Below are 26,287 nucleotides of genomic sequence, written 5' to 3' on the forward strand. Positions count from 1 at the left end.
ACTAACCTTTTAATATTACACAATTTATGAAACCAACTTTATTCTTATTGGCAGCCGGTATGGGTAGCCGTTATGGAGGCTTGAAGCAATTAGACGGACTAGGTCCTAATGGCGAAACTATTATGGATTACTCAATCTATGATGCTATCAATGCCGGATTTGGTAAGCTTGTATTTGTAATCCGCAAAGATTTTGAACAAGATTTCCGTGATAAAATTATTTCCAAATACGAAGGTCACATTCCTTGCGAACTGGTATTTCAATCAATCGACGATCTTCCGGAAGGCTTTACTTGCCCGGCAGACCGTACCAAACCTTGGGGTACTAACCATGCAGTAATGATGGGCGCTGATGTGATTAAAGAACCGTTTGCAGTTATCAACTGCGATGACTTCTATGGTCGCGATTCTTTCCAGGTAATGGGTAAATTCCTTTCTGCTCTTCCTGAAAATTCAAAGAACGTTTATTCAATGGTAGGTTTCCGTGTAGGAAATACATTGAGCGAAAGCGGTACGGTATCTCGTGGTATCTGTAGTACAGATGCTAAAGGATTGTTGACGTCTGTAGTAGAACGTACGAAGATTCAACGTCTGGACGGTGAAGTGAAATATATCGGTGATGATGGCGAATGGACGGCTACTCCCGATACGACTCCGGTAAGTATGAATTTCTGGGGTTTCACTCCTGATTACTTCGCTTACAGCCAGGAATTTTTCAAGACTTTCCTTAGCGATCCGAAGAATATGGAAAACCTGAAGAGCGAATTCTTCATCCCATTGATGGTAGATAAATTGATTAATGACGGAACTGCCACTGTTGAAGTACTGGATACTACCAGCAAATGGTTTGGTGTTACTTATCCGGAAGACCGTCAGAGCGTAGTAGATAAGATTCAGGCATTGGTAGATGCTGGTGAATATCCTGCTAAGTTGTTCTAAACGAAGAGTTATTGGTAAAGATAGAGGGCAGTCATTCATAAGAATGACTGCTTTTTTGTTTTTCATAACGTATCATACTAAGCTGTATCTAATAAATATTCAGTATCTTTGCAGTCCAAAATGTTATAAATCAGAAGCAGAAGTGATTTCAGTAGAAGGATTATCAGTAGAGTTTAATGCGACGCCGCTTTTTGAGGACGTCAGCTATGTAATTAATAAGAAAGACCGCATTGCGTTGGTTGGCAAAAATGGTGCCGGCAAATCAACCATGCTGAAGATATTGGCAGGTTTGCAGTCACCGACACGCGGAGTGGTAGCTACTCCGAAAGATGTAACTATAGGATATTTGCCACAGGTCATGATTCTTTCCGACAACCGGACGGTGATGGGAGAGGCAGAACTGGCATTCGAACATATATTTGAGCTTCAGGCGAAGTTGGAACGGATGAATCAGGAATTGGCCGAACGGACAGACTATGATTCGGAAGAATATCATCAGTTGATAGACCGTTTCACGCATGAAAACGATCGGTTCCTGATGATGGGCGGTACGAACTTTCAGGCGGAAATCGAACGGACACTTCTCGGACTGGGATTCAGTCGGGAAGATTTTGAACGCCCTACCTCGGAATTCTCCGGTGGATGGCGTATGCGTATCGAGCTGGCAAAATTGCTTTTACGTCGCCCGGACGTACTTCTGCTCGATGAGCCGACCAACCACCTCGATATTGAAAGTATCCAGTGGCTGGAAAACTTTTTGTCTACACGTGCCAATGCAGTGGTGCTGGTCAGCCACGACCGTGCTTTCCTGAATAACGTAACGACCCGTACCATCGAAATCACTTGCGGTCAGATTTACGACTACAAAGTGAAATACGATGAATTTGTAGTCCTGCGTAAAGAACGTCGTGAACAACAGCTCCGTGCTTACGAAAATCAGCAGAAACAAATACAGGATACGGAAGACTTCATCGAACGCTTCCGTTATAAAGCGACGAAAGCCGTACAGGTACAAAGCCGTATCAAGCAACTGGAAAAGATAGACCGCATCGAAGTGGACGAAGAAGATAATTCCGCCTTGCGTTTAAAATTCCCTCCAGCCAGTCGTAGCGGAAACTATCCCGTGATTTGCGAAGATGTGCGCAAAGCGTATGGCAGCCATGTCGTTTTCCATGATGTCAATCTGACTATCAACAGGGGAGAGAAAGTTGCTTTCGTCGGGAAGAACGGAGAGGGTAAGTCTACATTGGTGAAATGTATCATGGATGAGATCGATTTCGAAGGCAAACTAACGATCGGACATAATGTGCAAATCGGTTATTTTGCGCAGAACCAGGCACAAATGTTGGATGAGAACCTGACTGTATTCGATACGATTGACCGGGTAGCGACAGGAGATATCCGTCTGAAGATACGTGATATACTGGGAGCTTTCATGTTTGGAGGCGAAGCTTCGGACAAAAAAGTGAAAGTACTTTCCGGTGGAGAGCGTACGCGATTGGCGATGATTAAACTTCTGCTGGAGCCCGTAAACCTCCTGATTCTGGACGAACCGACCAACCATTTGGATATGCGTTCGAAAGATGTTTTGAAGGAAGCTATCCGCGAATTTGACGGAACAGTGATTCTTGTCAGCCACGACCGTGATTTTCTGGATGGACTTGCGACTAAAGTATATGAGTTCGGTGGCGGACTTGTAAAAGAACATCTTGGAGGTATCTATGAATTCTTGCAAAAGAAAAAGATAGACAGCTTGAACGAGCTTCAGAAAGGAGCGGGGCTGTCGGCTTCTTCCACGGCTTCAGCTAAGGGCAATGAACCTGAAACCGGTCAGCCTTCGGAGAATAAGCTCTCTTACGAAGCCCAGAAAGAACTTAATAAGAAGATTAAGAAACTCGAACGTCAAGTGGCGGACTGTGAAGCCTCGATAGAGGAAACCGAATCCGCGATTGCTATCGTAGAAGCGAAGATGGCAACTCCCGAAGGAGCTTCGGATATGCAGCTCTATGAACGGCATCAGAAACTGAAACAGCAGTTGGATACAATCGTTGAAGAGTGGGAGCGGGTTTCGATGGAATTGGAAGAAGTGAAAAACTAGAACAAAACGCATACTTCCGGGCACTATGTAAGAGAAACACTATACCTCGGTAGAAGGTATTCCTGGCGGGTATCTGTTCCTCGGTGTCGAAACAGGTGTTTCTCGGTGAGGAACGAGGTGTTCCTCGGTGTCGGTCACCTTCTTCCTCGGTGCCGGACTGCGGGTAGGATGATTGTTGATTAGAGAGACTATTTAATTATTTATACAATATGAAAGTAACCAAGTATTTACCAATTCTTGCCGTATGCCTTATGACAACAGGATGTAACAGTAAGAAAGAGGTCGTGCTGACGTCCGGTATCGACCTTGCTAATCTGGATACCACGGCTATGCCGGGTACAAGTTTTTATCAATATGCCTGTGGAGGTTGGGTGAAAGATCATCCGCTGACAGACGAGTATTCACGTTTCGGTACATTCGATATGTTGCGCGAAAACAGTCGTGAACAACTGAAAGCATTGATTGCCGAATTGGCAGCGAAGAAAGATAACGCACCGGGTAGTGCTGCCCAGAAAGTAGGCGATCTTTATAATATCGCAATGGATAGCGTGAAGTTGAATCAGGAAGGTGTAGCTCCGATCAAAGCCGAACTGGCAGCCATTGACGCTCTCAAGGATAAAGGAGAAATCTATGCATATATCGCAGAGAGCCAGAAGAAAGGGATCCGTCCTTACTTCACCATGTTCGTAAGTGCGGATGATATGAACAGTTCCATGAATATCGTACAGACTTATCAAGGTGGTATCGGAATGGGACAACGTGACTATTATCTGGAGAATGACGAGCAGACTAAAAATATCCGTAATAAATATCAGGAACATATCGCCAAAATGTTCCAGTTGGCAGGTTATGATGAGGCTACTGCACAGAAAGCTGTGAAAGCAGTGATGAACATCGAAACTCGTCTGGCGAAAGCCGCTCGTTCACAAGTGGAATTGCGTGATCCTCATGCTAATTATAACAAGATGGACATGGCAACGCTGAAAAAGAACTTCCCTACTTTTGACTGGGATACTTATTTCACCGTTTCCGGTTTGAAAGATTTGAAAGAAGTGAATATAGGTCAGCCTGCTGCCATGAAGGAAGTAGCCGATGTGATAAACACCGTATCACTGGACGATCAGAAACTGTATCTCCAATGGGGATTGATAGATGCTGCCGCTTCTTATCTAAGCGATGCATTTGAAGCACAAAACTTCGACTTCTACAGCAGAACAATGTCTGGTAAGAAAGAAATGCAACCTCGCTGGAAACGTTCCGTGAGCACCGTAGATGGTGTACTTGGCGAAGTGGTAGGACAGATGTACGTAGAGAAGTACTTCCCGGCTGCAGCCAAAGAACGTATGGTTACACTGGTGAAGAACCTGCAAACTTCTTTGGGAGAACGTATCAAAGGTTTGGAATGGATGAGTGAACCTACCAAGGAAAAAGCATTGGAGAAACTGGCAACTTTCCATGTAAAAATCGGTTATCCTGATAAATGGAAAGATTACTCCGCATTGGAGATCAAAAATGATTCTTACTGGGCAAATATCGAACGTGCCAACGAGTGGGATTACAACGAAATGATTGCTAAAGCCGGCAAACCAGTAGACAAGGATGAATGGTTGATGACTCCTCAAACAGTGAACGCTTATTATAACCCGACTACTAATGAAATCTGTTTCCCGGCAGCTATCCTGCAACCTCCGTTCTTCGATATGAATGCGGACGATGCTATGAATTACGGTGCAATCGGTGTGGTTATCGGCCATGAGATGACTCATGGATTTGACGATCAGGGACGTCAATATGACAAAGACGGAAATCTGAAAGACTGGTGGACAGAAGAAGATGCTAAAAAGTTCGAAGAACGTGCACAGGTGATGGTGAACTTCTTTGACAGCATTGAAGTGGCTCCGGGCGTACACGCAAACGGTAATTTGACACTGGGAGAGAACATTGCCGACCACGGAGGTTTGCAAGTTTCTTTCCAAGCTTTCAAGAAAGCAACAGAAGCCGCACCGTTGGAAGTTGTCGATGGATTTACTCCGGAACAACGTTTCTTCCTGGCTTATGCTAATGTGTGGGCAGGAAATATCCGTCCGGAAGAAATTCTCCGATTAACCAAACTTGATCCTCATTCATTAGGAAAATGGCGTGTGGACGGTGCTCTTCCTCATATCCAGAATTGGTATGAAGCATTCAAAATCACTGAGCAGGATCCGATGTTCGTATCTAAAGAAAAACGAGTGTCTATATGGTAATAGTTTTTGAATATAGATAGCGTTCGCGAAGAGGCGTTGATTCTCCATTGAGGAGAGTCAACGCTTTTTTTTATTAATTCACACCTTATTTATTACGTACGATAAACAATATTTCGTAACTTTGCACATCAAATACTTAATAAGCAATTCAATGTCAGAGTCTAAAAGAATAAAAACTGCATTGGTATCTGTATACCATAAAGAAGGTTTGGATGAAATTATTACCAAACTTCACGAAGAGGGAGTAGAGTTTTTGTCAACAGGCGGAACTCGTCAGTTTATTGAATCATTGGGATATCCTTGCAAGGCAGTGGAAGATTTGACCACTTATCCTTCTATTCTCGGTGGTAGAGTAAAGACATTACATCCGAAAATTTTCGGAGGTATTCTTTGTCGTCGCGGCCTGGAACAGGATATGCAACAGATTGAGAAATATGAAATCCCCGAGATAGATCTGGTTATTGTTGATTTGTATCCGTTTGAAGCTACCGTAGCTTCCGGTGCATCTGAAGCAGACATTATTGAAAAAATCGATATAGGCGGAATCTCATTGATTCGCGCCGCAGCCAAGAACTACAACGATGTAATCATCGTAGCTTCTCAAGCTCAATACAAACCATTGCTGGATATGTTGATGGAGCACGGCGCTACTTCTTCACTTGAAGAACGCCGTTGGATGGCTAAAGAAGCATTTGCCGTTTCTTCTCACTACGATTCGGCTATTTTCAACTATTTCGATGCCGGCGAAGGTTCTGCCTTCCGTTGCTCTGTTAATAGCCAGAAGCAACTTCGTTACGGTGAAAACCCACATCAGAAAGGTTATTTCTACGGAAATCTGGAAGCAATGTTCGACCAGATTCACGGGAAAGAAATCTCTTATAACAATCTTCTCGACATCAACGCAGCCGTTGACCTGATCGATGAATTCGATGACCTCACTTTCGCAATCCTGAAACATAACAACGCTTGCGGATTAGCTTCCCGTGCTACAGTTTTGGAAGCTTGGAAAGACGCATTGGCCGGTGATCCGGTTTCTGCTTTCGGCGGTGTGTTGATTACGAATGGTGTCATCGACAAAGAAGCAGCGGAAGAAATCAACAAGATTTTCTTCGAAGTGATTATCGCGCCGGATTATGATGTGGATGCACTCGAAATCCTGGGACAGAAAAAGAACCGCATCATCCTCGTTCGTAAGGAAGCTAAATTGCCTAAGAAACAATTCCGAGCTTTGCTGAATGGCGTATTGGTGCAGGATAAAGATACTAATATTGAAACGGTAGCCGACCTGAAAACCGTGACAGACAAAGCTCCTACTCCGGAAGAAGTGGAAGATATGTTGTTTGCCAACAAAATTGTGAAGAACAGCAAGTCAAATGCCATCGTGTTGGCAAAGGATAAGCAACTTCTTGCAAGCGGTGTAGGACAGACCTCGCGTGTAGACGCATTGAAACAAGCAATTGAAAAAGCCAAATCATTCGGTTTCGACCTGAATGGTGCAGTTATGGCTTCCGATGCTTTCTTCCCGTTCCCCGATTGTGTGGAAATTGCAGATCAGGAAGGTATTACGGCTGTTATCCAACCGGGAGGTTCGGTAAAAGACGATTTATCTTTTGCTTATTGCAACGAGCATGGTATGGCGATGGTGACTACCGGTATCCGTCATTTTAAACACTAAAAATAAGTATTAGGTATAAAGTATTAAGTATTAACCTTGCGGATAGCTCAGTTTTAACTTCCTACTTTATATCTAATACTTAATACTTATTACTTAATACTTTAATAAATGGGATTATTTTCTTTTACACAAGAGATAGCAATGGACTTGGGCACAGCCAATACTATCATTATCACGAACGGAAAAATCGTGGTGGATGAGCCTTCGGTTGTAGCTCTGGATCGCCGTACAGAAAAGATGATTGCCGTGGGGGAAAAGGCGAAGTTGATGCATGAAAAAACCCACGAAAACATACGTACTATCCGTCCGTTGAGAGACGGAGTGATTGCCGACTTCTATGCTTGCGAGCAGATGATGCGCGGTTTGATAAAGCAGGTGAATACTCGCAACCATTTGTTTTCACCTTCTCTTCGCATGGTGATTGGCGTTCCTTCGGGAAGTACGGAAGTCGAACTCCGTGCTGTCCGTGACTCTGCGGAACATGCCGGCGGCCGTGATGTTTATTTGATTTTCGAACCGATGGCTGCGGCAATCGGTATCGGCATCGACGTAGAAGCTCCGGAAGGGAACATGATTGTCGATATAGGTGGTGGGTCTACGGAAATTGCCGTTATCTCTTTGGGAGGTATCGTTTCTAACAACTCCATCCGTACAGCCGGTGATGACCTGACAGAGGATATTCGCGAATATATGAGCCGTCAGCACAATGTGAAAGTCAGCGAGCGTATGGCGGAACGTATCAAAATCAATGTAGGCGCTGCTTTAACCGAACTGGGTGATGATGCTCCGGAAGATTATATCGTTCACGGGCCGAACCGTATCACAGCTCTTCCGATGGAAGTGCCTGTATGCTATCAGGAAGTAGCTCACTGTTTGGAGAAATCAATTTCAAAGATCGAAACGGCTATCTTGAGTGCATTGGAAAATACACCTCCTGAACTGTATGCTGATATTGTGCACAATGGTATCTATCTCTCCGGAGGTGGTGCATTGCTTCGTGGACTGGATAAGAGATTGACCGATAAGATCAATATTCCTTTCCATATTGCGGAAGATCCTTTGCATGCAGTTGCCAAAGGTACAGGGGTGGCATTGAAGAACGTAGACCGTTTCTCTTTCTTAATGAGATAAACCGGGGATGAGGAATTTATTAAACTTCCTTCTGAAATACAATTACTGGTTCCTCTTCATCTTATTGGAGGTAGCCAGTTTTGTTTTGTTATTTCGGTTCAACCGTTATCAGCAGAGTGCATTCTTCACTTCTGCCAATACGGTGGTGGGGGCGGTTTATGAAGTTTCGGGAGGGATTTCCTCTTATTTTCATCTGAAATCAGTCAACGAAGATCTGTTGGATCGCAACATGGTGCTCGAACAACAGATCACTAATCTGGAAAAAGCATTGAGAGAGCATCAGCTTGATTCTATGACAATCAACAGCATTCGGCAGGTGCCTCAGGCGGATTATCAGTTGTTTAAAGCGCATGTGATAAAGAACAGTTTGAATCTGGTTGATAATTATATCACGCTTGATAAAGGTTCCTCTTCCGGTATTCGCTCTGAAATGGGAGTGGTGGATGGTAATGGAATTGTAGGAATTGTTTATGAGGTATCCCCTTCCTATTCGGTGGTGATTTCGGTATTGAATAGCAAATCGAATATCAGTTGCAAGATTGTCGGGAGTGATTATTTCGGTTACCTGAAGTGGGAACATGGAGATTCGCGCTATGCTTATCTGAAAGACCTGCCTCGTCATGCAGAGTTTAATTTGGGAGATACAGTAGTTACCAGTGGTTTTTCCACCGTCTTTCCCGAAGGTATAATGGTGGGGACGGTAGATGATATGTCCGACTCTAATGATGGACTCTCATACCTGTTGAAAATTAAGCTGGCTACTGATTTCGGTAAGTTGAGTGACGTTCGGGTGGTAGCCCGGACAGGCCAGAAAGAACAGAAGAAACTTGAAAACAAGGTGATGAAAGAATGATTATTACTTATATACATAAAATCGGGTGGTTTATCGGCTTGGTACTTCTTCAGGTGTTAATCCTCAATAGTGTGCATATTGCTGGCTATGCTACTCCTTTTCTCTATATCTATTTTATTCTGAAATTCAGTTCCGGCACTTCCCGGAATGAGCTGATGTTGTGGGCTTTTTTCTTCGGGCTGACCATTGATATATTCTCCGATACTCCGGGAATGAATGCGGCGGCTACCGTGCTGCTAGCCTTTCTTCGTCCCTCTTTACTTCGTCTGTTCACGCCCCGTGATAATCCGGACAGCTTTATTCCCTCTTTTAAGACGATGGGAATCAGTCCTTTCTTAAAATATACCACTGCAAGTGTTTTTGTGCACAGCCTGGCATTACTCTCCATTGAGTTCTTCTCATTTACCAGCATTTGGCTGTTATTGCTGCGAGTGCTTCTTTGCACTATTCTGACTGTAACCTGTATCATAGCTATAGAAGGGATTAAAAAGTAACGATGGCAAAAGATTATGTCTTAGAGAAGCGCAAATTTGTAATCGGAGGCATTGCTATCTCCATTGTTTTGATTTATCTGATACGTCTTTTTGTATTGCAGATCACAACGGATGACTACAAGAAGAATGCTGACAGTAACGCTTTTCTGAATAAGATCCAGTACCCCTCGCGTGGTGCTATTTATGACCGGACCGGTAAACTGCTGGTATTCAACCAGCCGGCCTATGACATAACAATCGTTCCGAAGGAAATTGAGAATCTGGACACACTCGATTTATGCCAATCGTTGAATATCACCCGTGCACAGTTTCTCAAAATTATGAGCGACATGAAAGACCGTCGCCGTAATCCGGGGTATTCCCGCTATACCAACCAGTTGTTTATGTCGCAACTTTCGGCGGAAGAATGTGGTGTCTTTCAGGAAAAGTTGTTTAAATTTCGTGGCTTTTATATCCAACGGCGTACCATCCGCCAATATTCGTACAATGCTGCCGCCCATGCTTTGGGAGATATCGGAGAAGTCTCCGCAAAAGAAATGGAAGCGGATGAAGAAGGATACTACATCCGTGGGGATTATGTCGGCAAGTTAGGAGTCGAAAAATCGTATGAAAAGTACCTTCGTGGCGAGAAAGGAATTGAGATTCTGCTTCGCGATGCGCACGGTCGTATCCAGGGGCATTATATGGATGGTGAATATGACCGTCCTTCCGTTCCCGGTAAGAACCTGACATTGAGTCTGGATATTGACTTACAGATGCTGGGGGAACGTTTATTGAAGAATAAGATTGGAAGTATCGTGGCTATCGAACCGGAGACCGGAGAAATCCTTTGTCTGGTATCCTCTCCCAATTATGACCCGCATTTGATGATTGGCCGCCAGCGTGGCAAGAACCATCTGGCCTTGCAACGTGATATGACCAAACCGCTTTTGAATCGTGCCTTGATGGGAGTGTATCCTCCGGGATCTACTTTCAAGACAGCGCAAGGACTGACATTCCTGCAAGAAGGAATCATAACCGAACAAAGTCCGGCATTCCCTTGCTCACATGGGTTCCATTACGGAAGATTGACAGTGGGCTGCCACGCTCACGGATCTCCTTTACCATTAATTCCGGCTATTGCCACATCGTGCAATTCCTATTTTTGTTGGGGGCTGTTCCGTATGTTTGGCGACCGTAAATACGGTTCACCGCAAAATGCCATTACGGTCTGGAAAGACCATATGGTTTCGCAGGGATTTGGCTACAAACTGGGGGTTGATTTGCCGGGAGAGAAACGGGGTTTGATTCCGAATGCGCAGTTCTACGATAAAGCCTATCGCGGCCATTGGAACGGATTGACAGTAATCAGTATCTCTATCGGGCAGGGGGAGATTTTGTCTACTCCTCTTCAGATTGCTAACTTGGGAGCAACGATTGCTAACAGAGGGTATTTTGTGACACCGCATATTGTAAAGGAAATCCAAGACAATCAGTTGGATAGCATCTATCGTGTACCACGCTATACCACTATTGAGAAAAGACATTATGAATCAGTCGTAGAAGGGATGCGTGGCGCAGCCACCGGAGGAACTTGCCGTATGCTGTCAGTGATGGTTCCGGATTTGGAAGCTTGTGGAAAGACGGGTACTGCGCAGAACCGTGGACACGACCACTCGGTATTTATGGGTTTCGCGCCGATGAACAAACCGAAGATAGCTATTGCCGTCTATGTAGAGAACGGCGGATGGGGTGCTACCTACGGAGTTCCTTTTGGCGCACTGATGATGGAACAATATTTGAAAGGCAAGCTTTCGCCGGAGAACGAGTTGAGAGCGGAAGAATTTAGTAACAGAGTGATATTATATGGTAACGAGGAGCGATAGTTTGTGGAAAACGCTGGATTGGGTAACGATTTGTATTTACCTGCTCTTGATTGTCGGTGGATGGTTTAGCGTCTGCGGAGCCAGTTATGATTATGGCGAACGCGACTTCCTCGACTTTTCGACTCGTGCCGGCAAGCAATTTGTATGGATTATCTGTTCCTTCGGGCTCGGATTTGTGCTATTGATGCTGGAAGATCGTATGTATGATATGTTCGCGTACATTATATATGTGGGGATGATTCTTTTGCTCATTGTTACTATCTTCATAGCGCCGGACACCAAAGGGTCGCGCTCCTGGCTCGTCATGGGACCTGTGAGCCTGCAACCCGCCGAGTTTGCCAAGTTTGCTACGGCCTTGGCATTGGCCAAATACATGAACTCTTATTCATTCAGTATCAAGAAAGAAAAGTGTGCCTTTATCTTGGGATTCATCATTCTTCTCCCGATGTTATTGATTATCGGTCAGCGGGAGACAGGCTCCGCATTGGTTTATCTTGCTTTTTTCCTGGTTCTTTATCGTGAAGGAATGCCGGGAGTAGTGCTTTTTGCGGGCGTATGTGCGGTAATCTACTTTGTGGTCGGCATCCGTTTTGATGAAGTCTTTATCGCCGATACTCCTACACCACTGGGAGAATTTATCGTATTACTATTGATCTTATTATTTGCCGGTGGCATGGTGTGGGTATATCGCAAGAAATGGTCTGCTACCCGCAATATTGTTGGTGGAAGTCTGGTTATATTGCTGATTGCTTATTTAATATCCGAATATTGGGTACATTTTAGTCTCGTTTGGGTGCAATGGGCGCTTTGTATTGTGGTGATAGGCTATCTGATTTATTTGGCATTAAGTGAGCGGCAACGTACTTATTTCCTGATTGCCCTGTTTACAATCGGTTCTGTCGGCTTCCTGTATTCTAGTAATTATGTATTTGATAATGTGCTCGAACCTCACCAGCAAGTCCGTATCAAAGTAGTGCTCGGTTTGGAAGAAGATTTGACCGGTGCCGGATATAATGTGAATCAGTCCAAGATTGCCATCGGTTCCGGTGGATTGACAGGAAAAGGATTCCTGAATGGTACGCAAACAAAATTAAAGTATGTGCCCGAACAGGATACTGACTTTATATTCTGTACGGTGGGTGAAGAGCAAGGATTTGTCGGTTCGGCTGCTGTCCTGTTGGCTTTCCTTATTTTGATTTTACGATTGATATTCCTGTCCGAAAGGCAGACTTCCAACTTTGGGCGAGTTTATGGATATTCGGTCGTCAGTATTTTCCTTTTCCACTTATTTATCAATATCGGTATGGTGCTGGGATTAACTCCGGTTATCGGTATTCCATTGCCTTTCTTCAGCTATGGAGGTTCTTCTTTATGGGGATTTACGATATTGCTGTTTATCTTCCTGCGCATTGATGCGGGACGTGGCAGAAGACTCTAATCTTACTGTTTTTCAATGCGGATGCCTACATCACTCAAACCTTTTAGCTTTTCATCTTTCATTCCGTTGACTACTTTAATTGTGTAATTGCCGGAACGTAAGGGGAGGACGGACTTGATAAAAGTTTCCGATTGGTAAATGCTTCCCCATCCGTGTCCCATCCATCTTCCGGTGGAGTCAGCCAGGCAGAAAGCGATAGTGTCAGTGCGCCACACCGTAGAATCCTGTAGATTCTGACTGATAAATAAATAGAGGTCATGATAAGGATATTCAATACCGTTGCGGACTTCCGCAAAAAGTCGGAGAGTGGTGGGAACACTGTCGGTTATAGGAATCTGAAAAGAGAGTGTATCACTCTTTCCCCATCCCTCGTTGGGAAGGGATTGGTAAGAGTGATACACCGTATGCTCATTGCAGGCTGTCAGTAAGCAAGCGCTGAATAGACTCAATATACTATTCTTGAGTAGGCCTTTCATTAGTTGACTGTTTCTCCTGATTCTGATTTCTTTCCGGTCTGGAAGGACGCTCCTGGTTGGGACGACGTTCTTGACGTTCCTGTTCTTGCTGTTCCCGTTGACGGTCTTGCTCCCGTTGACGGTCTTGTTGCTGTGGGCGTTCCTGACCTTGCGGACGTTCCTGATTCGACCGATCTTGTCCTTGTGGGCGTTCCTGATTTGATCCCCTTTCCGGACGTCTGTTTTCGTTGTTCCGTCCCTGGTTCTGTCCTCTGTTCCGGTTGTTATTGTTATTTCTCGGGCGGTTGTCTCTTTCCCCTCTGTTACCGTTTTCTGACTGTTGCGGGCGGTTTTCATTCTCCCGTTGAGGTTGTTGCGGACGATTACCACCTTCTGCTTGCTGCTGCGGGCGGTTGCCGTTATTATTGTTATTGCTTCCTTTCTTCTTCTTTTTGTTATTCCGGTTAGCGTTATTGCCACCCTCTTTATTATTCCGGCTGCGGTCGAAACGCGTAACACTTTCTTGTTCCAGCAAGTCAATCGGTTTCTTTGGTTCCGGTTTCTTTTCTTCTTCGAGCAGGCTGTCCGGTTTCATCCCTTTTTTATTCATGGAGATAACTTCGAATGCACGTTTGCCGCTGATGGTGACCAGATTGGCAGGGAAGTTCTTATCCGTAGAGTAAGAAACCTGGTTACTTAGAATATCCGCTTTGAAGAAATAGAAAGTACCATCTTTCGTTTCCAGCTCTATTTCTCTCGAAGGGAGACGTTTTTGAGCTTCTACATAACAGTCCACCTCGTAGTTCAGACAGCATTTCAGCTTGGCGCACTGTCCGGCAAGTTTTTGCGGATTCAATGAGATATCCTGAAAACGGGCTGCGCTGGTAGAAACAGAAACGAAGCTGGTCATCCACGTAGCACAGCAAAGTTCGCGTCCGCAAGGACCGATCCCACCAATGCGTCCTGCTTCCTGACGGGCACCGATTTGTTTCATTTCGATACGTACACGGAACGCCTCGGCCAATACTTTAATCAGCTGGCGGAAGTCTACCCGCTCGTCGGCGATATAGTAGAAAATAGCTTTGTTACCATCTCCCTGATACTCTACGTCACCGATTTTCATATCCAGATTGAGATTCAACGCAATCTGACGTGCACGAATCATCGTCGCATGTTCTTTGGCTTTGGCTTCGTTGAACTTTTCCATATCTACCGGCTTAGCTTTCCGATAGACACGTTTGATTTCCGTATCTGCCTTGAAGTTTGCTTTCTTCATTTGCAGGGGAACGAGCCGACCGGTCAATGTAACCACGCCGATGTCATGTCCGGGAGCTGCTTCAACGGCAACTACATCTCCTTTTTCCAGTTTAATCTTGTTGCTGTTCCGAAAATATCCCTTCCGGGTATTCTTGAATTGCACTTCAACCATGTCACTCTCTTCCGCGTTGCCCGGTATATCTGCCAGCCAATCGTAGGTATTCAGCTTTTTATCTTGTCGGGAGCATCCTTTGCAGCAAAGGCCGCCGCTTCCATTATGAAGTTTATATTCCATAAGTTTATATATTTATTATTGCTTCAACAGCACAATCATCTTCAGCGAGAAGTCGAAGAATACCATTTTAGCATTTACATTCTGTTCTATATGTAGTTGCGCTTCGCTTAATTCGTCCATGATGCCCATCACGTTACGTTCGTTGACAAAAGGCGCAAAGCGGATTGCAAAATTTTGTTCATTAATCGTCATATACGTCAAATTGCGCTGGTGCAGGTTGAAGATAAAGTTTTCGCGAATCATGCGCTGGCAGTATTCCAAAAAGTTTTTCTGGCGTTCGCGTCCCATGCTGGCCACCTGTTCACTCCACATCTTCATTTCTCTTATCTTCCGTTGATAAGACAATCGCATCAGGTTGACGAAGAGTTCGAAGAATAACTGGTTCTCCTCGTTCAGATGAATTGTTTCGAGTGCCTTGATGAAATTCCCATTTGCCAGGTGGGCAATCGAGATACTATCAGCAGGCTGAATATGATATTTAGTCTGTAATACCCGGTCGATGCTGGCCTCGTCAATTTTCCGCACATTCATCCGTTGTGTACGGCTCAGAATAGTAGGCAGAATCATGTCCGGAGCTTCAGATACCAACAGGAAAATAGTCTTCTCCGGTGGTTCTTCAAGCAACTTCAATAGTTTGTTGGCACATACCGGATGCATTTTCTCCGGCAGCCATACAATCGTAATCTTAAATCCTCCTTCGCTGGATTTCAGGCTAAGTTTTTTAAGGATTTCATCACTCTCTTTGGCGTAGATCAATGCTTGTGAGTTCTCCGCGTCCATTTCACCTAACCAGTGGTTGAGGTTGAAATAAGGATTGTTGATCACAAACGGTCTCCAATCGGCAATGTAATCATCGCATACTTCTTTCTTTCCCTTCGCACTTTTAACGATGGGAAATACGAAATGTACATCCGGATGTACCAGCTTATTGAATTTCACACAAGACGGACAGACACCGCAAGCATCCGTTTCACCCCGATTGGTGCAACTGATGTAGCGTGCGTAAGCAATGGCCAACGGCATTTTCCCGACTCCTTCCGGTCCGCAAATGAGCTGGGCATGTGGAATACGCCCTTCATTCACTTCCTGAATAAGCCGTTGCTTAATTTCTTCCTGTCCGATTACGTCTTTGAAAAACATATCAATAAATGATTTTAGCTACTTCTTTGATACTGTCTACCGCTCCGATGGAATAGAAATGAATACTCGGAACTCCGTGAGCCATCAATTCCTTGCATTGGGCTATACACCATTCAATACCGACCTGTTCGGCATCTGCATCATTTTTGCATCGGTTTACTTCTTTCACCAGATCTTCCGGCAAATCCACTTTGAATGTTTTGGGTACCATGCTCAATTGAGACAACTTTTTGAAAGGCTTGATTCCGGGAATGATGGGAACTTGAATACCTGCCTCTTTGGCCAGCTTCACGAACTCAAAATATTTCTTATTATCGTAGAAAAGTTGCGTCACAGCATATTCAGCTCCTGCTTCTACTTTCTTTTTCAACCAGTAAAGATCAGACTCCAGATTAGGTGACTCTTCATGCTTTTCCGGATAACACGCCACTCCATAAGAAAAAGGACTGGCGGTGACTTTCATCTCAGAGCCGTCAACGAAAATTCCCTTATTGAAATTATTGATCTGTTCTTGCAGTTCAATCGCATGATGATATCCGTCTCCTTCGGGAGTAAATACCGATTCATGTTTAGCCTTGTCTCCACGCAGCACCAGCAAATCTGTGATGTTTAGAAATTGCAAATCCAGCAATACATATTCGGTTTCCTCACGAGTGAAACCGCTGCACAAGATATGGGGGACTACGGTGATATTATATTTATTCTGAATGGCAGCCGCTACGGCAACTGTCCCGGGACGTCTTCTTAAACGGTTTCTCTGAAAAAGCCCGTTGCCGAGATCTTTGTAGACATATTCGCTGCGATGCGTTGTGATATTGATATATTTCGGATCAAATTCTCGAAGAGTGTCGATTGTCTGATAGAGCTTTTCAATTCCGGTTCCCTTTAAAGGAGGGAGAATCTCGAAAGAAAAAGCTGTATCCTTACTATTATTTATTAAATCAATTACTTTCATTCCTTTTCGTTGATGTTGTTATCTACTTGGATTAAACATGCATATTGGGACAAAAATACGAAAAAAGAAAGATTTCTTCTTGATTTGTTTGAAAATAGTTTGGTTTTTATCGTACTATTACATAAAAGAGGGCATATCACGTATTCCGGATGCGCCCTCTCTTACCTAATCATTAATTAAATTAGAATTTACTTTTCAAGAAATGATTTCTTCATTCTGGCAATGTCAGTTAGATAATCTTGTAAATCTTGTTCATGTTCTTCTTCTTCAGCAAGAATATGTTTTGCGATATCACAAGTGGTGAAATCTTTCCCGTTGGTAAAGTCGGCAATTTCCTGATAACGGAGAATGGCACAGCGTTCGGAAGCAACATTATCCTTTAGGAGACTGACAGAGTCGAAGCCTTGCGGAGCATCATATTTGCATCTTGCCAGTTCGAACCATTGTTTCGGATCAAGTACCGGAACCCCTTCCAGTTCGATGATACGGTCGGCAAGCAACTGCGCATGTCTACGTTCTTCTTCGGCATGTTCTTCGAACTCTCTTTGTACGTCGGCACGCATGGCGCCTTCCACTACTAATGCACCTACCCAATACTGGTAATATGCCAGCCATTCTTCAGCCAATGCTGCGTTCAACTGTGAAATTAAACTTTCTACGTCTAATTTTCCCTGTAAGATTTTTACACTTTCTCTAGCCATAATTTTAAAGTTTAGGTTACTGTATTTAAGTCGGGTATGTAACAGCCGGAGAATGTTTTTGTTTGAGTATCCCGGAGGTTTTAACAGAAAGAATGTATTGTGTGGTGCAGTTCCTCCTTTTTTATATAACATTGAAGGTTTCAATATATCGTTTGCAGCTTTTTTTATTTTCACGCAATTCCTCCTTCTGTATAGGTCACAATGAACATTCCCCTTTTTTATCTATTTCTCTCTTTTATCTTTCACCCAACGGCAATATAAAGCTCAACTGTCGCATTTATAAATTGAACCTGCAAACTTAGATTCCAAATAAGAGTTTAGTATCACTTTTACCCTCACACCCTCACACCAGCTTCTATTCCCTTATTCATCGGAGTTACAGGCGTGAGGGTAAGGGTGAGAGTAGGTGAGGGTAGCTTTTTACCCTCACCCAATAGGTGTTAAGACTTTATATATATATGTTTATCTCTTATGCTTCTTCTGTTAACTCTTAATGCTTTTCAATGGCTTACTACAGTGAATAAACTTGTTCACGCATGTGAGCTTGTTTGTTTACATATGATAGCTTATTTGTTTACTGCAGTGAGCCCTTGATAACTTTTGAGCAAGAGAATGTAAACCCTAAGGGAAAGACTAATGAAATACTATGCTATATGATAACAGATGCCTGTATTTTAAAAACAGGATAGTAAATATTTTATTGATTAATAAGAGTAAGTTGTAAGTTTAAACAGCGTAATAGGAGGTGGCTGCTTTGCTGTTTTTTGATAACTTTTATTTTTCGGAAAGCTGTTTTTTGTTGGTCTCTTTGAGACGTTTTCCATTTTATCTCCTCTTTGCGGATCTCTTTTTGTTATCTGCTTCTCGCGCGCATATATAATATATTAATGTATTCTTTCTTACCTTACTTCAAGTGTTTGTAATGTAAATAAAGAAATATATATACCATAACATCGTTATGATTCAGCAAGTTAGAATAATTGTCGGAAAATAATTAGAAAAAATAGTTAGATATATTTGGATGTTATTGATAAGTTGTCTACTTTTGCACCCGCTTTGCTAGAGAGACAGAGCCTAATGATTGACATTCTGCTACAAGATTAAGGCATCAGAGAATAAAAACAAAAAAACTTCGAAAAAGTTTGGAAGTTATCTGAAAAAGTCCTTATCTTTGCATCCGCTTTCGAAAAGAAAGCAGACGCGGTGGAAGCCACGTTAGTTCTTTGAAATATTGATAAACAATACAAGTAGTACAAGTAAAAAATAGAACCGTCAATACTTGTCCGAGATGGTAGCGATACGATTTAGGATGTCAGGTATTTGAAATAAGGTCAATAAAATTACGGCGTCCTGAACAGAGCAAAAAATCATCTTAACGGATGACAAGATACTTTTACAATGAAGAGTTTGATCCTGGCTCAGGATGAACGCTAGCTACAGGCTTAACACATGCAAGTCGAGGGGCAGCATTTTAGTTTGCTTGCAAACTAAAGATGGCGACCGGCGCACGGGTGAGTAACACGTATCCAACCTGCCGATAACTCGGGGATAGCCTTTCGAAAGAAAGATTAATATCCGATGGCATATCAGTCCCGCATGAGATTGATATTAAAGAATTTCGGTTATCGATGGGGATGCGTTCCATTAGTTTGTTGGCGGGGTAACGGCCCACCAAGACTACGATGGATAGGGGTTCTGAGAGGAAGGTCCCCCACATTGGAACTGAGACACGGTCCAAACTCCTACGGGAGGCAGCAGTGAGGAATATTGGTCAATGGACGAGAGTCTGAACCAGCCAAGTAGCGTGAAGGATGACTGCCCTATGGGTTGTAAACTTCTTTTATATGGGAATAAAGTATTCCACGTGTGGAATTTTGTATGTACCATATGAATAAGGATCGGCTAACTCCGTGCCAGCAGCCGCGGTAATACGGAGGATCCGAGCGTTATCCGGATTTATTGGGTTTAAAGGGAGCGTAGGTGGATTGTTAAGTCAGTTGTGAAAGTTTGCGGCTCAACCGTAAAATTGCAGTTGAAACTGGCAGTCTTGAGTACAGTAGAGGTGGGCGGAATTCGTGGTGTAGCGGTGAAATGCTTAGATATCACGAAGAACTCCGATTGCGAAGGCAGCTCACTAGACTGCAACTGACACTGAGGCTCGAAAGTGTGGGTATCAAACAGGATTAGATACCCTGGTAGTCCACACAGTAAACGATGAATACTCGCTGTTTGCGATATACAGCAAGCGGCCAAGCGAAAGCATTAAGTATTCCACCTGGGGAGTACGCCGGCAACGGTGAAACTCAAAGGAATTGACGGGGGCCCGCACAAGCGGAGGAACATGTGGTTTAATTCGATGATACGCGAGGAACCTTACCCGGGCTTAAATTGCACCTGAATATATTGGAAACAGTATAGCCGCAAGGCAGGTGTGAAGGTGCTGCATGGTTGTCGTCAGCTCGTGCCGTGAGGTGTCGGCTTAAGTGCCATAACGAGCGCAACCCTTATCTTTAGTTACTAACAGGTTATGCTGAGGACTCTAGAGAGACTGCCGTCGTAAGATGTGAGGAAGGTGGGGATGACGTCAAATCAGCACGGCCCTTACGTCCGGGGCTACACACGTGTTACAATGGGGGGTACAGAAGGCAGCTACCTGGTGACAGGATGCTAATCCCAAAAACCTCTCTCAGTTCGGATCGAAGTCTGCAACCCGACTTCGTGAAGCTGGATTCGCTAGTAATCGCGCATCAGCCATGGCGCGGTGAATACGTTCCCGGGCCTTGTACACACCGCCCGTCAAGCCATGAAAGCCGGGGGTACCTGAAGTACGTAACCGCGAGGAGCGTCCTAGGGTAAAACTGGTAATTGGGGCTAAGTCGTAACAAGGTAGCCGTACCGGAAGGTGCGGCTGGAACACCTCCTTTCTGGAGTGATGTCGTAAGACGATGCAACTCTACATGAATAATGTAAAACGGCCATCGTTAAAAATAATGACTTTAAAGGTTCTGTTTTTTGTACTACTGGTACTTGTTTATTTATAATATATAGATCAACCATCTATAGAAGTATAGATAGAGATAAACAAGAGAAAAAAGAAGCCGAGTCTAACGCACAGGTAGACAAGGTTGAACTAGTCCTATAGCTCAGTTGGTTAGAGCGCTACACTGATAATGTAGAGGTCGGCAGTTCAACTCTGCCTGGGACTACCAAGCTCAAGAATGAGGAACAGCGAAAGCTGAAAGCTGAAAGCTAAAAAACGATATTCTTGAACAACCTCTTGGGGGATTAGCTCAGCTGGCTAGAGCATCTGCCTTGCACGCAGAGGGTCAACGGTTCGAATCCGTTATTCTCCACTCTCTCTGAAAAGAGAAAACGATCTTTGACATGATGTACAAAAAGTAAAATTAAAAGTAAGAGCTAAAAGTATATATCAAACCGTACGTGTTCGAGTATGCAATATTGATAGCTGGGAGCAATTCCAACGTCAGTACCAATACAAGAATAAAACGTTTGAAAGAAAGTAAGCAAGGGCGCATGGCGGATGCCTTGGCTCTCGGAGGCGATGAAGGACGTGATAAGCTGCGATAAGCTTCGGGTAGGTGCAAATAACCTTTGATCCGAAGATTTCCGAATGGGACAACCCGTCATTCTGAAGGAATGACATCTTGCATAGCAAGAGGCTAACGCAGGGAACTGAAACATCTTAGTACCTGCAGGAAAAGAAAATAATAATGATTCCCCTAGTAGTGGCGAGCGAACGGGGATTAGCCCAAACCAATGTTGTTACGGCAATATTGGGGTTGTAGGACCACGATATCGCAAGACATTTAGTGAGAAGAATTCTTTGGAAAATGAAACCATAGACGGTGATAGTCCGGTATTCGAAGCTAAACGAAGCGTAGTGGTATCCTGAGTAGCGCGGGACACGAGGAATCTTGCGTGAATCTGCCGGGACCATCCGGTAAGGCTAAATACTCCCGAGAGACCGATAGCGAACCAGTACTGTGAAGGAAAGGTGAAAAGCACTTCGAATAGAAGAGTGAAATAGTCCCTGAAACCGTGCGCCTACAAGCGGTCGGAGCTTCGTAAGAAGTGACGGCGTGCCTTTTGCATAATGAACCTACGAGTTACTTTTTCCGGCAAGGTTAAGCATTTCAAAATGTGTAGCCGAAGCGAAAGCGAGTCTGAACAGGGCGACTAGTCGGAAGGAGTAGACGCGAAACCAAGTGATCTACCCTTGGTCAGGTTGAAGGTTAGGTAACACTAACTGGAGGACCGAACCGATAAGCGTTGAAAAGCTTCCGGATGAACTGAGGGTGGGGGTGAAAGGCTAATCAAACTTGGAGATAGCTCGTACTCCCCGAAATGCATTTAGGTGCAGCCTTGGGAATTACTACTGTGAGGTAGAGCGACTGATAAGATGCGAGGGCTTCACCGCCTATCAAGTCTTGATAAACTCCGAATGCGCAGTAGTTCGATCCCAGGAGTGAGGGCATGGGTGCTAAGGTCCATGTCCTAAAGGAGAAGAATCCAGTCCATCAGCTAAGGTCCCGAAATAATTGCTAAGTTGAACTAACGAAGTCAGATTGCTAAGACAGCTAGGATGTTGGCTTGGAAGCAGCCATTCATTTAAAGAGTGCGTAACAGCTCACTAGTCGAGGAGTTTGGCGTGGATAATAATCGGGCATCAAGCAATTTACCGAAGCTATGGGATCAGTAATGATCGGTAGGGGAGCATTCCACTCTGCGTCGAAGGTGAAGCGTGAGCTTTGCTGGAGCGTGTGGAAAAGCAAATGTAGGTATAAGTAACGATAAAGGGGGTGAGAAACCCCCTCGCCGAAAGACTAAGGTTTCCTGATCAACGCTAATCGGATCAGGGTTAGTCGGGTCCTAAGGCTCAGCCGAACGGTGAGGCCGATGGCAGAACAGGTTAATATTCCTGTACTACCTTAAGGAGTGACGTGGAGACGGAGTCGTGACAACGCCGCGGACTGACGGAATAGTCCGTTGAAGGGTGTAGATGTTGATCTTTGCAGGCAAATCCACAAAGAGAGTCGAACCTGATAGTATACCAATTCCTTCGGGAAACGGTAATAGTGCGTGTAAGCATACTCCCAAGAAAATCCGCTAAACTTAATCTTTAAGGTACCCGTACCGCAAACGGACACACGTAGTCGGGTTGAATATACTAAGGCGCTTGAGTGATTCACGGTTAAGGAACTAGGCAAATTGACCCTGTAACTTCGGGATAAAGGGTCCCAACGAGAGTTGGGCGCAGAGAATAGGTCCAGGCAACTGTTTAACAAAAACACAGGGCTGTGCTAAATTGAAAGATTACGTATACAGCCTGACACCTGCCCGGTGCTGGAAGGTTAAGAGGAGATGTCATCGCAAGAGAAGCATTGAATTGAAGCCCCAGTAAACGGCGGCCGTAACTATAACGGTCCTAAGGTAGCGAAATTCCTTGTCGGGTAAGTTCCGACCTGCACGAATGGTGTAATGATCTGGACACTGTCTCAACCGTGAGCTCAGTGAAATTGTAGTATCGGTGAAGATGCCGATTACCCGCGATGGGACGAAAAGACCCCGTGAACCTTTACTATAGCTTAACATTGAATTTGGGTAATTGATGTGTAGGATAGGCCGGAGACTTCGAAGCAGGTACGCCAGTATTTGTGGAGTCGCTGTTGAAATACGGCCCTTTGATTATTTGAGTTCTAACCCGTGGTTGCGGGGACACTGTTTGGTGGGTAGTTTGACTGGGGTGGTCGCCTCCAAAAGTGTAACGGAGGCTTCTAAAGGTGCCCTCAGGACGATTGGTAACCGTCCGTAGAGTGTAATGGCATAAGGGCGCTTGACTGGGAGACAGACAAGTCGATCAGGTAGGAAACTAGAGCATAGTGATCCGGTGTTTCCGTATGGAAGGGACATCGCTCAAAGGATAAAAGGTACTCCGGGGATAACAGGCTGATCCCTCCCAAGAGCTCATATCGACGGAGGGGTTTGGCACCTCGATGTCGGCTCGTCACATCCTGGGGCTGGAGAAGGTCCCAAGGTTGGCTGTTCGCCCATTAAAGTGGCACGCGAGCTGGGTTCAGAACGTCGTGAGACAGTTCGGTCTCTATCTATCGTGGGCGTATGAAATTTGCGTGGCTCTGACACTAGTACGAGAGGACCGTGTTGGACTGACCGCTGGTTTACCAGTTGTGCCGCCAGGTGCATTGCTGGGTATCTAAGTCGGGATTGGATAAGTGCTGAAAGCATCTAAGTACGAAGCCAGCCACAAGATTAGATTTCTTAGGGTCGTCAAAGACGATGACGTTGATAGGATGCAGGTGTAAAGGTGGTAACATCAAAGCCGAGCATTACTAATTGCCCGTTCACTTTCTTTCAAATATGTACCGGTTGGGTATATACGTTTAGCGGATTGCTCTTCAATGAGCGATGAGCTTTCGATTTTACTTTTCATCATGTCATAACCTTATTCAGGTGGTTATAGCACGAGGGTTCCACCTCTTCCCATTCCGAACAGAGAAGTTAAGCCTCGTCACGCCGATGGTACTGCGTAACAGTGGGAGAGTAGGTAGCCGCCGTTTTTAAGAAGCCTCGCTTGTCTATTGACGGGCGAGGCTTTCTGTTTTTTTATTACTCTGGTATTTATACCGCCCTTTTTAACAGATGCAAACCTCATAATACCTATTAAAAAAGTGAATATTTACTGATAATTTGTATGTTATGAGGATATTTATTTGTATCTTTGTCGCCCGAATTGTAAGCTAACGATTTAAAAAAGAGAGAAGCTTTGGGAAAATTTGATAAATACAAAATTGACTTGAAAGGTATGCAAGCAGACTCCGCTAAGTATGAGTTTGTATTGGATAACCTTTACTTCGCTCACATTGATGGTCCTGAAGTTCAGAAAGGAAAAGTCAATGTTACATTGACTGTGAAAAGAACCTCTCGTGCTTTCGAGCTGAGTTTCCAAACTGACGGAATGGTATGGGTACCATGCGACCGTTGTCTGGATGATATGGAGTTACCTATCAGTTCTTCTGATAAACTGATGGTAAAGTTTGGTCATGAATATGCAGAAGAAGGTGACAACCTGATCGTGATTCCCGAGGAAGAAGGGGAAATCAACGTTGCATGGTTCATGTATGAATTTGTTGCGCTGTCTATTCCGATGAAGCATGTACATGCTCCCGGCAAGTGTAATAAAGCGGTAACTAGTAAATTGAACAAGCATTTGAAAACAAATGCGAATGAGGATAGCGATGATACTTTCGACACAGGTGGAGATGACATCGTAATTGAGGAAGAAGTGGAGGAACAAATTGATCCTCGCTGGAATGAATTAAAAAAAATATTAGATAATAATTAAAGTTTTAAGAAAATGGCACATCCTAAGAGAAGACAATCAAGTACGAGACAAGCGAAGAGAAGAACTCATGATAAGGCAGTAGCTCCTACATTGGCTATTTGTCCGAATTGCGGCGAATGGCACGTTTACCACACAGTATGTGGCGCTTGTGGCTATTACAGAGGTAAGCTCGCTATTGAGAAAGAAGCAGCTGTATAATTAGTACAGTTATACTGAAAACAGCCTGAGGGTAAAGCTCTCCGGCTGCTTTAAGTATTATAGTATTGCTAATTTAAAATAGGTTTGATGGAAAAAATAAATGCAGTAATCACAGGAGTCGGCGGGTACGTTCCCGATTATATCTTAACTAACGACGAGATATCAAAAATGGTAGATACCAACGACGAATGGATTATGACTCGTATCGGAGTAAAGGAAAGACATATTCTGAATGAGGAAGGATTAGGTAGTTCATACATGGCACGCAAAGCTGCCAAACAGTTGATGAAGAAAACCGGTGCTAATCCTGATGACATTGATTTGGTTGTTGTTGCTACCACTACTCCTGACTATCACTTCCCTTCTACAGCTTCTATTCTTTGTGATAAACTCGGACTGAAGAATGCGTTTGCCTTCGATTTGCAGGCTGCTTGTAGTGGTTTTCTGTATTTGATGGAGACAGCAGCTAATTTCATCCGTTCGGGAAGATATAAGAAAATTATCATTGTCGGTGCCGATAAGATGTCGTCAATGGTTAACTATACAGATCGTGCTACATGCCCTATCTTCGGTGACGGCGCTGCTGCCTTTATGGTGGAACCGACTACGGAAGATTACGGAATCATGGATTCGATACTGAGAACTGATGGCAAAGGATTGCCTTTCCTCCACATGAAAGCTGGTGGTTCGGTTTGTCCTCCGTCTTATTTCACAGTAGACAATAAAATGCACTATTTGCACCAGGAAGGAAGAACAGTGTTTAAATATGCTGTATCCAACATGTCGGATGTGTCTGCTGCTATTGCAGAAAAGAATGGTCTGACGAAAGATAGTATCAACTGGATTGTTCCGCATCAGGCGAATGTCCGTATTATCGAAGCCGTGGCTCACCGTATGGAGGTGCCAATGGATAAAGTGTTGGTAAATATTGAGCATTACGGTAATACAAGTGCCGCTACTCTTCCTCTGTGTATCTGGGATTATGAAGATAAACTCAAGAAAGGTGATAATATCATTTTCACTGCATTCGGTGCCGGATTTACATGGGGCGCAGTTTACGTGAAATGGGGTTATGACGGAAAGAAGGAATCGTAACGTAAGTTACTGAACTATAACACTCAAAAACGCATCCTATTTCGATTCGATGCGTTTTTTTGTCTCAACCAA

The 26,287-nt window shown here is 44.2% G+C and carries 17 protein-coding genes, 2 tRNA genes and 3 rRNA genes; 17 read left to right on the forward strand and 5 right to left on the reverse strand.

The features are described 5' to 3' along the window. Window positions 1-26 precede the first annotated feature (26 nt). The 9 genes from GD631_RS07925 to rodA all read left to right on the forward strand — a co-directional run bounded on the left by GD631_RS07925 (window position 27) and on the right by rodA (window position 12,738). Complete coding sequence (locus tag GD631_RS07925) at window positions 27-938, forward strand: nucleotidyltransferase family protein (protein ID WP_004299937.1); 912 nt, start codon at window positions 27-29, stop codon at window positions 936-938. 142 nt (window positions 939-1,080) lie between these two features. After that, entirely contained in the window at window positions 1,081-3,036 is a 1,956-nt protein-coding gene (locus tag GD631_RS07930; RefSeq protein ID WP_143260564.1) for an ABC-F family ATP-binding cassette domain-containing protein, read from the forward strand. A gap of 209 nt (window positions 3,037-3,245) precedes the next feature. Then, entirely contained in the window at window positions 3,246-5,282 is a 2,037-nt protein-coding gene (locus tag GD631_RS07935; protein WP_143260565.1) for a M13 family metallopeptidase, read from the forward strand. Between the two features lie 151 nt (window positions 5,283-5,433). Next, window positions 5,434-6,957, forward strand: coding sequence for a bifunctional phosphoribosylaminoimidazolecarboxamide formyltransferase/IMP cyclohydrolase (gene purH / locus GD631_RS07940; RefSeq protein ID WP_008997858.1), 1,524 nt, complete (start codon window positions 5,434-5,436; stop codon window positions 6,955-6,957). A 108-nt stretch (window positions 6,958-7,065) separates the two neighbouring features. Further along, window positions 7,066-8,088, forward strand: coding sequence for a rod shape-determining protein (locus GD631_RS07945; protein ID WP_004299941.1), 1,023 nt, complete (start codon window positions 7,066-7,068; stop codon window positions 8,086-8,088). 7 nt (window positions 8,089-8,095) lie between these two features. Next, entirely contained in the window at window positions 8,096-8,941 is an 846-nt protein-coding gene (gene mreC, locus GD631_RS07950; RefSeq protein ID WP_143260566.1) for a rod shape-determining protein MreC, read from the forward strand. Beyond that, window positions 8,938-9,435 (forward strand): rod shape-determining protein MreD, encoded by a 498-nt coding sequence (mreD, locus tag GD631_RS07955; RefSeq protein WP_143260567.1) that lies wholly within the window; start codon window positions 8,938-8,940, stop codon window positions 9,433-9,435. The genes mreC and mreD overlap by 4 nt, the downstream gene beginning before the upstream one ends. 2 nt (window positions 9,436-9,437) lie before the next feature. Next, window positions 9,438-11,300 carry a penicillin-binding protein 2 gene (mrdA, locus tag GD631_RS07960; protein ID WP_143260568.1) on the forward strand — a complete coding sequence of 621 codons (1,863 nt, stop codon included), beginning with the start codon at window positions 9,438-9,440 and terminating at the stop codon, window positions 11,298-11,300. Beyond that, window positions 11,281-12,738: a rod shape-determining protein RodA gene (gene rodA / locus GD631_RS07965; protein ID WP_143260569.1), complete on the forward strand. Its 1,458-nt coding sequence runs from the start codon at window positions 11,281-11,283 to the stop codon at window positions 12,736-12,738. The genes mrdA and rodA overlap by 20 nt, the downstream gene beginning before the upstream one ends. A gap of 2 nt (window positions 12,739-12,740) precedes the next feature. On the opposite strand, the gene gldH is transcribed toward rodA, so the two are convergent. The 5 genes from gldH to GD631_RS07990 form a co-directional block, all read right to left on the reverse strand. Further along, window positions 12,741-13,214 (reverse strand): gliding motility lipoprotein GldH, encoded by a 474-nt coding sequence (gldH, locus tag GD631_RS07970; RefSeq protein WP_143260570.1) that lies wholly within the window; start codon window positions 13,212-13,214, stop codon window positions 12,741-12,743. Continuing rightward, window positions 13,192-14,745, reverse strand: coding sequence for a PSP1 domain-containing protein (locus GD631_RS07975; protein WP_143260571.1), 1,554 nt, complete (start codon window positions 14,743-14,745; stop codon window positions 13,192-13,194). Before GD631_RS07975 ends, gldH begins: the two co-directional genes overlap by 23 nt. 15 nt (window positions 14,746-14,760) lie before the next feature. After that, entirely contained in the window at window positions 14,761-15,885 is a 1,125-nt protein-coding gene (locus tag GD631_RS07980; protein ID WP_143260572.1) for a DNA polymerase III subunit, read from the reverse strand. A 1-nt stretch (window position 15,886) separates the two neighbouring features. After that, the gene (gene metF, locus GD631_RS07985) at window positions 15,887-16,840 is read right to left on the reverse strand and encodes a methylenetetrahydrofolate reductase [NAD(P)H] (RefSeq protein WP_143260573.1); all 954 of its coding nucleotides are present in this window, start codon (window positions 16,838-16,840) and stop codon (window positions 15,887-15,889) included. 188 nt (window positions 16,841-17,028) lie between these two features. Beyond that, window positions 17,029-17,541 carry a ferritin-like domain-containing protein gene (locus GD631_RS07990; RefSeq protein ID WP_143260574.1) on the reverse strand — a complete coding sequence of 171 codons (513 nt, stop codon included), beginning with the start codon at window positions 17,539-17,541 and terminating at the stop codon, window positions 17,029-17,031. A 1,395-nt stretch (window positions 17,542-18,936) separates the two neighbouring features. Between GD631_RS07990 and GD631_RS07995 the strand changes: the two genes are divergently transcribed. The 8 genes from GD631_RS07995 to GD631_RS08030 all read left to right on the forward strand — a co-directional run bounded on the left by GD631_RS07995 (window position 18,937) and on the right by GD631_RS08030 (window position 26,215). Beyond that, window positions 18,937-20,465, forward strand: a 16S ribosomal RNA gene (locus tag GD631_RS07995). A 208-nt stretch (window positions 20,466-20,673) separates the two neighbouring features. After that, a tRNA-Ile gene (locus tag GD631_RS08000) sits at window positions 20,674-20,750 on the forward strand. Between the two features lie 70 nt (window positions 20,751-20,820). Continuing rightward, window positions 20,821-20,894, forward strand: a tRNA-Ala gene (locus GD631_RS08005). 161 nt (window positions 20,895-21,055) lie between these two features. Further along, a 23S ribosomal RNA gene (locus GD631_RS08010) occupies window positions 21,056-23,933 on the forward strand. A 93-nt stretch (window positions 23,934-24,026) separates the two neighbouring features. Further along, a 5S ribosomal RNA gene (gene rrf / locus GD631_RS08015) occupies window positions 24,027-24,137 on the forward strand. The 16S, 23S and 5S rRNA genes sit together here with 2 tRNA genes alongside, the layout of an rRNA operon. 206 nt (window positions 24,138-24,343) lie before the next feature. Next, entirely contained in the window at window positions 24,344-24,922 is a 579-nt protein-coding gene (locus GD631_RS08020) for a YceD family protein (RefSeq protein ID WP_004313594.1), read from the forward strand. A gap of 12 nt (window positions 24,923-24,934) precedes the next feature. Next, entirely contained in the window at window positions 24,935-25,120 is a 186-nt protein-coding gene (gene rpmF, locus GD631_RS08025; protein ID WP_004296852.1) for a 50S ribosomal protein L32, read from the forward strand. Between the two features lie 87 nt (window positions 25,121-25,207). Beyond that, the gene (locus GD631_RS08030) at window positions 25,208-26,215 is read left to right on the forward strand and encodes a beta-ketoacyl-ACP synthase III (protein WP_143258977.1); all 1,008 of its coding nucleotides are present in this window, start codon (window positions 25,208-25,210) and stop codon (window positions 26,213-26,215) included. Window positions 26,216-26,287: the final 72 nt, after the last annotated feature.

Origin of the sequence: Bacteroides luhongzhouii (assembly GCF_009193295.2) — a bacterium.
GTDB lineage: Bacteria > Bacteroidota > Bacteroidia > Bacteroidales > Bacteroidaceae > Bacteroides > Bacteroides luhongzhouii.

What these genes read in the sequence shown, in the direction of transcription:
- GD631_RS07925 (WP_004299937.1), top strand. Translation starts at nt 27, where the DNA reads ATGAAACCAACTTTATTCTTATTGGCAGCCGGTATGGGTAGCCGTTAT.
- rpmF (WP_004296852.1), top strand. Translation starts at nt 24,935, where the DNA reads ATGGCACATCCTAAGAGAAGACAATCAAGTACGAGACAAGCGAAGAGA.
- gldH (WP_143260570.1), bottom strand. Translation starts at nt 13,214, where the DNA reads ATGAAAGGCCTACTCAAGAATAGTATATTGAGTCTATTCAGCGCTTGC.
- GD631_RS07935 (WP_143260565.1), top strand. Translation starts at nt 3,246, where the DNA reads ATGAAAGTAACCAAGTATTTACCAATTCTTGCCGTATGCCTTATGACA.
- GD631_RS07975 (WP_143260571.1), bottom strand. Translation starts at nt 14,745, where the DNA reads ATGGAATATAAACTTCATAATGGAAGCGGCGGCCTTTGCTGCAAAGGA.
- mrdA (WP_143260568.1), top strand. Translation starts at nt 9,438, where the DNA reads ATGGCAAAAGATTATGTCTTAGAGAAGCGCAAATTTGTAATCGGAGGC.
- GD631_RS08030 (WP_143258977.1), top strand. Translation starts at nt 25,208, where the DNA reads ATGGAAAAAATAAATGCAGTAATCACAGGAGTCGGCGGGTACGTTCCC.
- mreD (WP_143260567.1), top strand. Translation starts at nt 8,938, where the DNA reads ATGATTATTACTTATATACATAAAATCGGGTGGTTTATCGGCTTGGTA.
- GD631_RS07990 (WP_143260574.1), bottom strand. Translation starts at nt 17,541, where the DNA reads ATGGCTAGAGAAAGTGTAAAAATCTTACAGGGAAAATTAGACGTAGAA.
- metF (WP_143260573.1), bottom strand. Translation starts at nt 16,840, where the DNA reads ATGAAAGTAATTGATTTAATAAATAATAGTAAGGATACAGCTTTTTCT.
- mreC (WP_143260566.1), top strand. Translation starts at nt 8,096, where the DNA reads ATGAGGAATTTATTAAACTTCCTTCTGAAATACAATTACTGGTTCCTC.
- GD631_RS07945 (WP_004299941.1), top strand. Translation starts at nt 7,066, where the DNA reads ATGGGATTATTTTCTTTTACACAAGAGATAGCAATGGACTTGGGCACA.
- GD631_RS07980 (WP_143260572.1), bottom strand. Translation starts at nt 15,885, where the DNA reads ATGTTTTTCAAAGACGTAATCGGACAGGAAGAAATTAAGCAACGGCTT.
- rodA (WP_143260569.1), top strand. Translation starts at nt 11,281, where the DNA reads ATGGTAACGAGGAGCGATAGTTTGTGGAAAACGCTGGATTGGGTAACG.
- purH (WP_008997858.1), top strand. Translation starts at nt 5,434, where the DNA reads ATGTCAGAGTCTAAAAGAATAAAAACTGCATTGGTATCTGTATACCAT.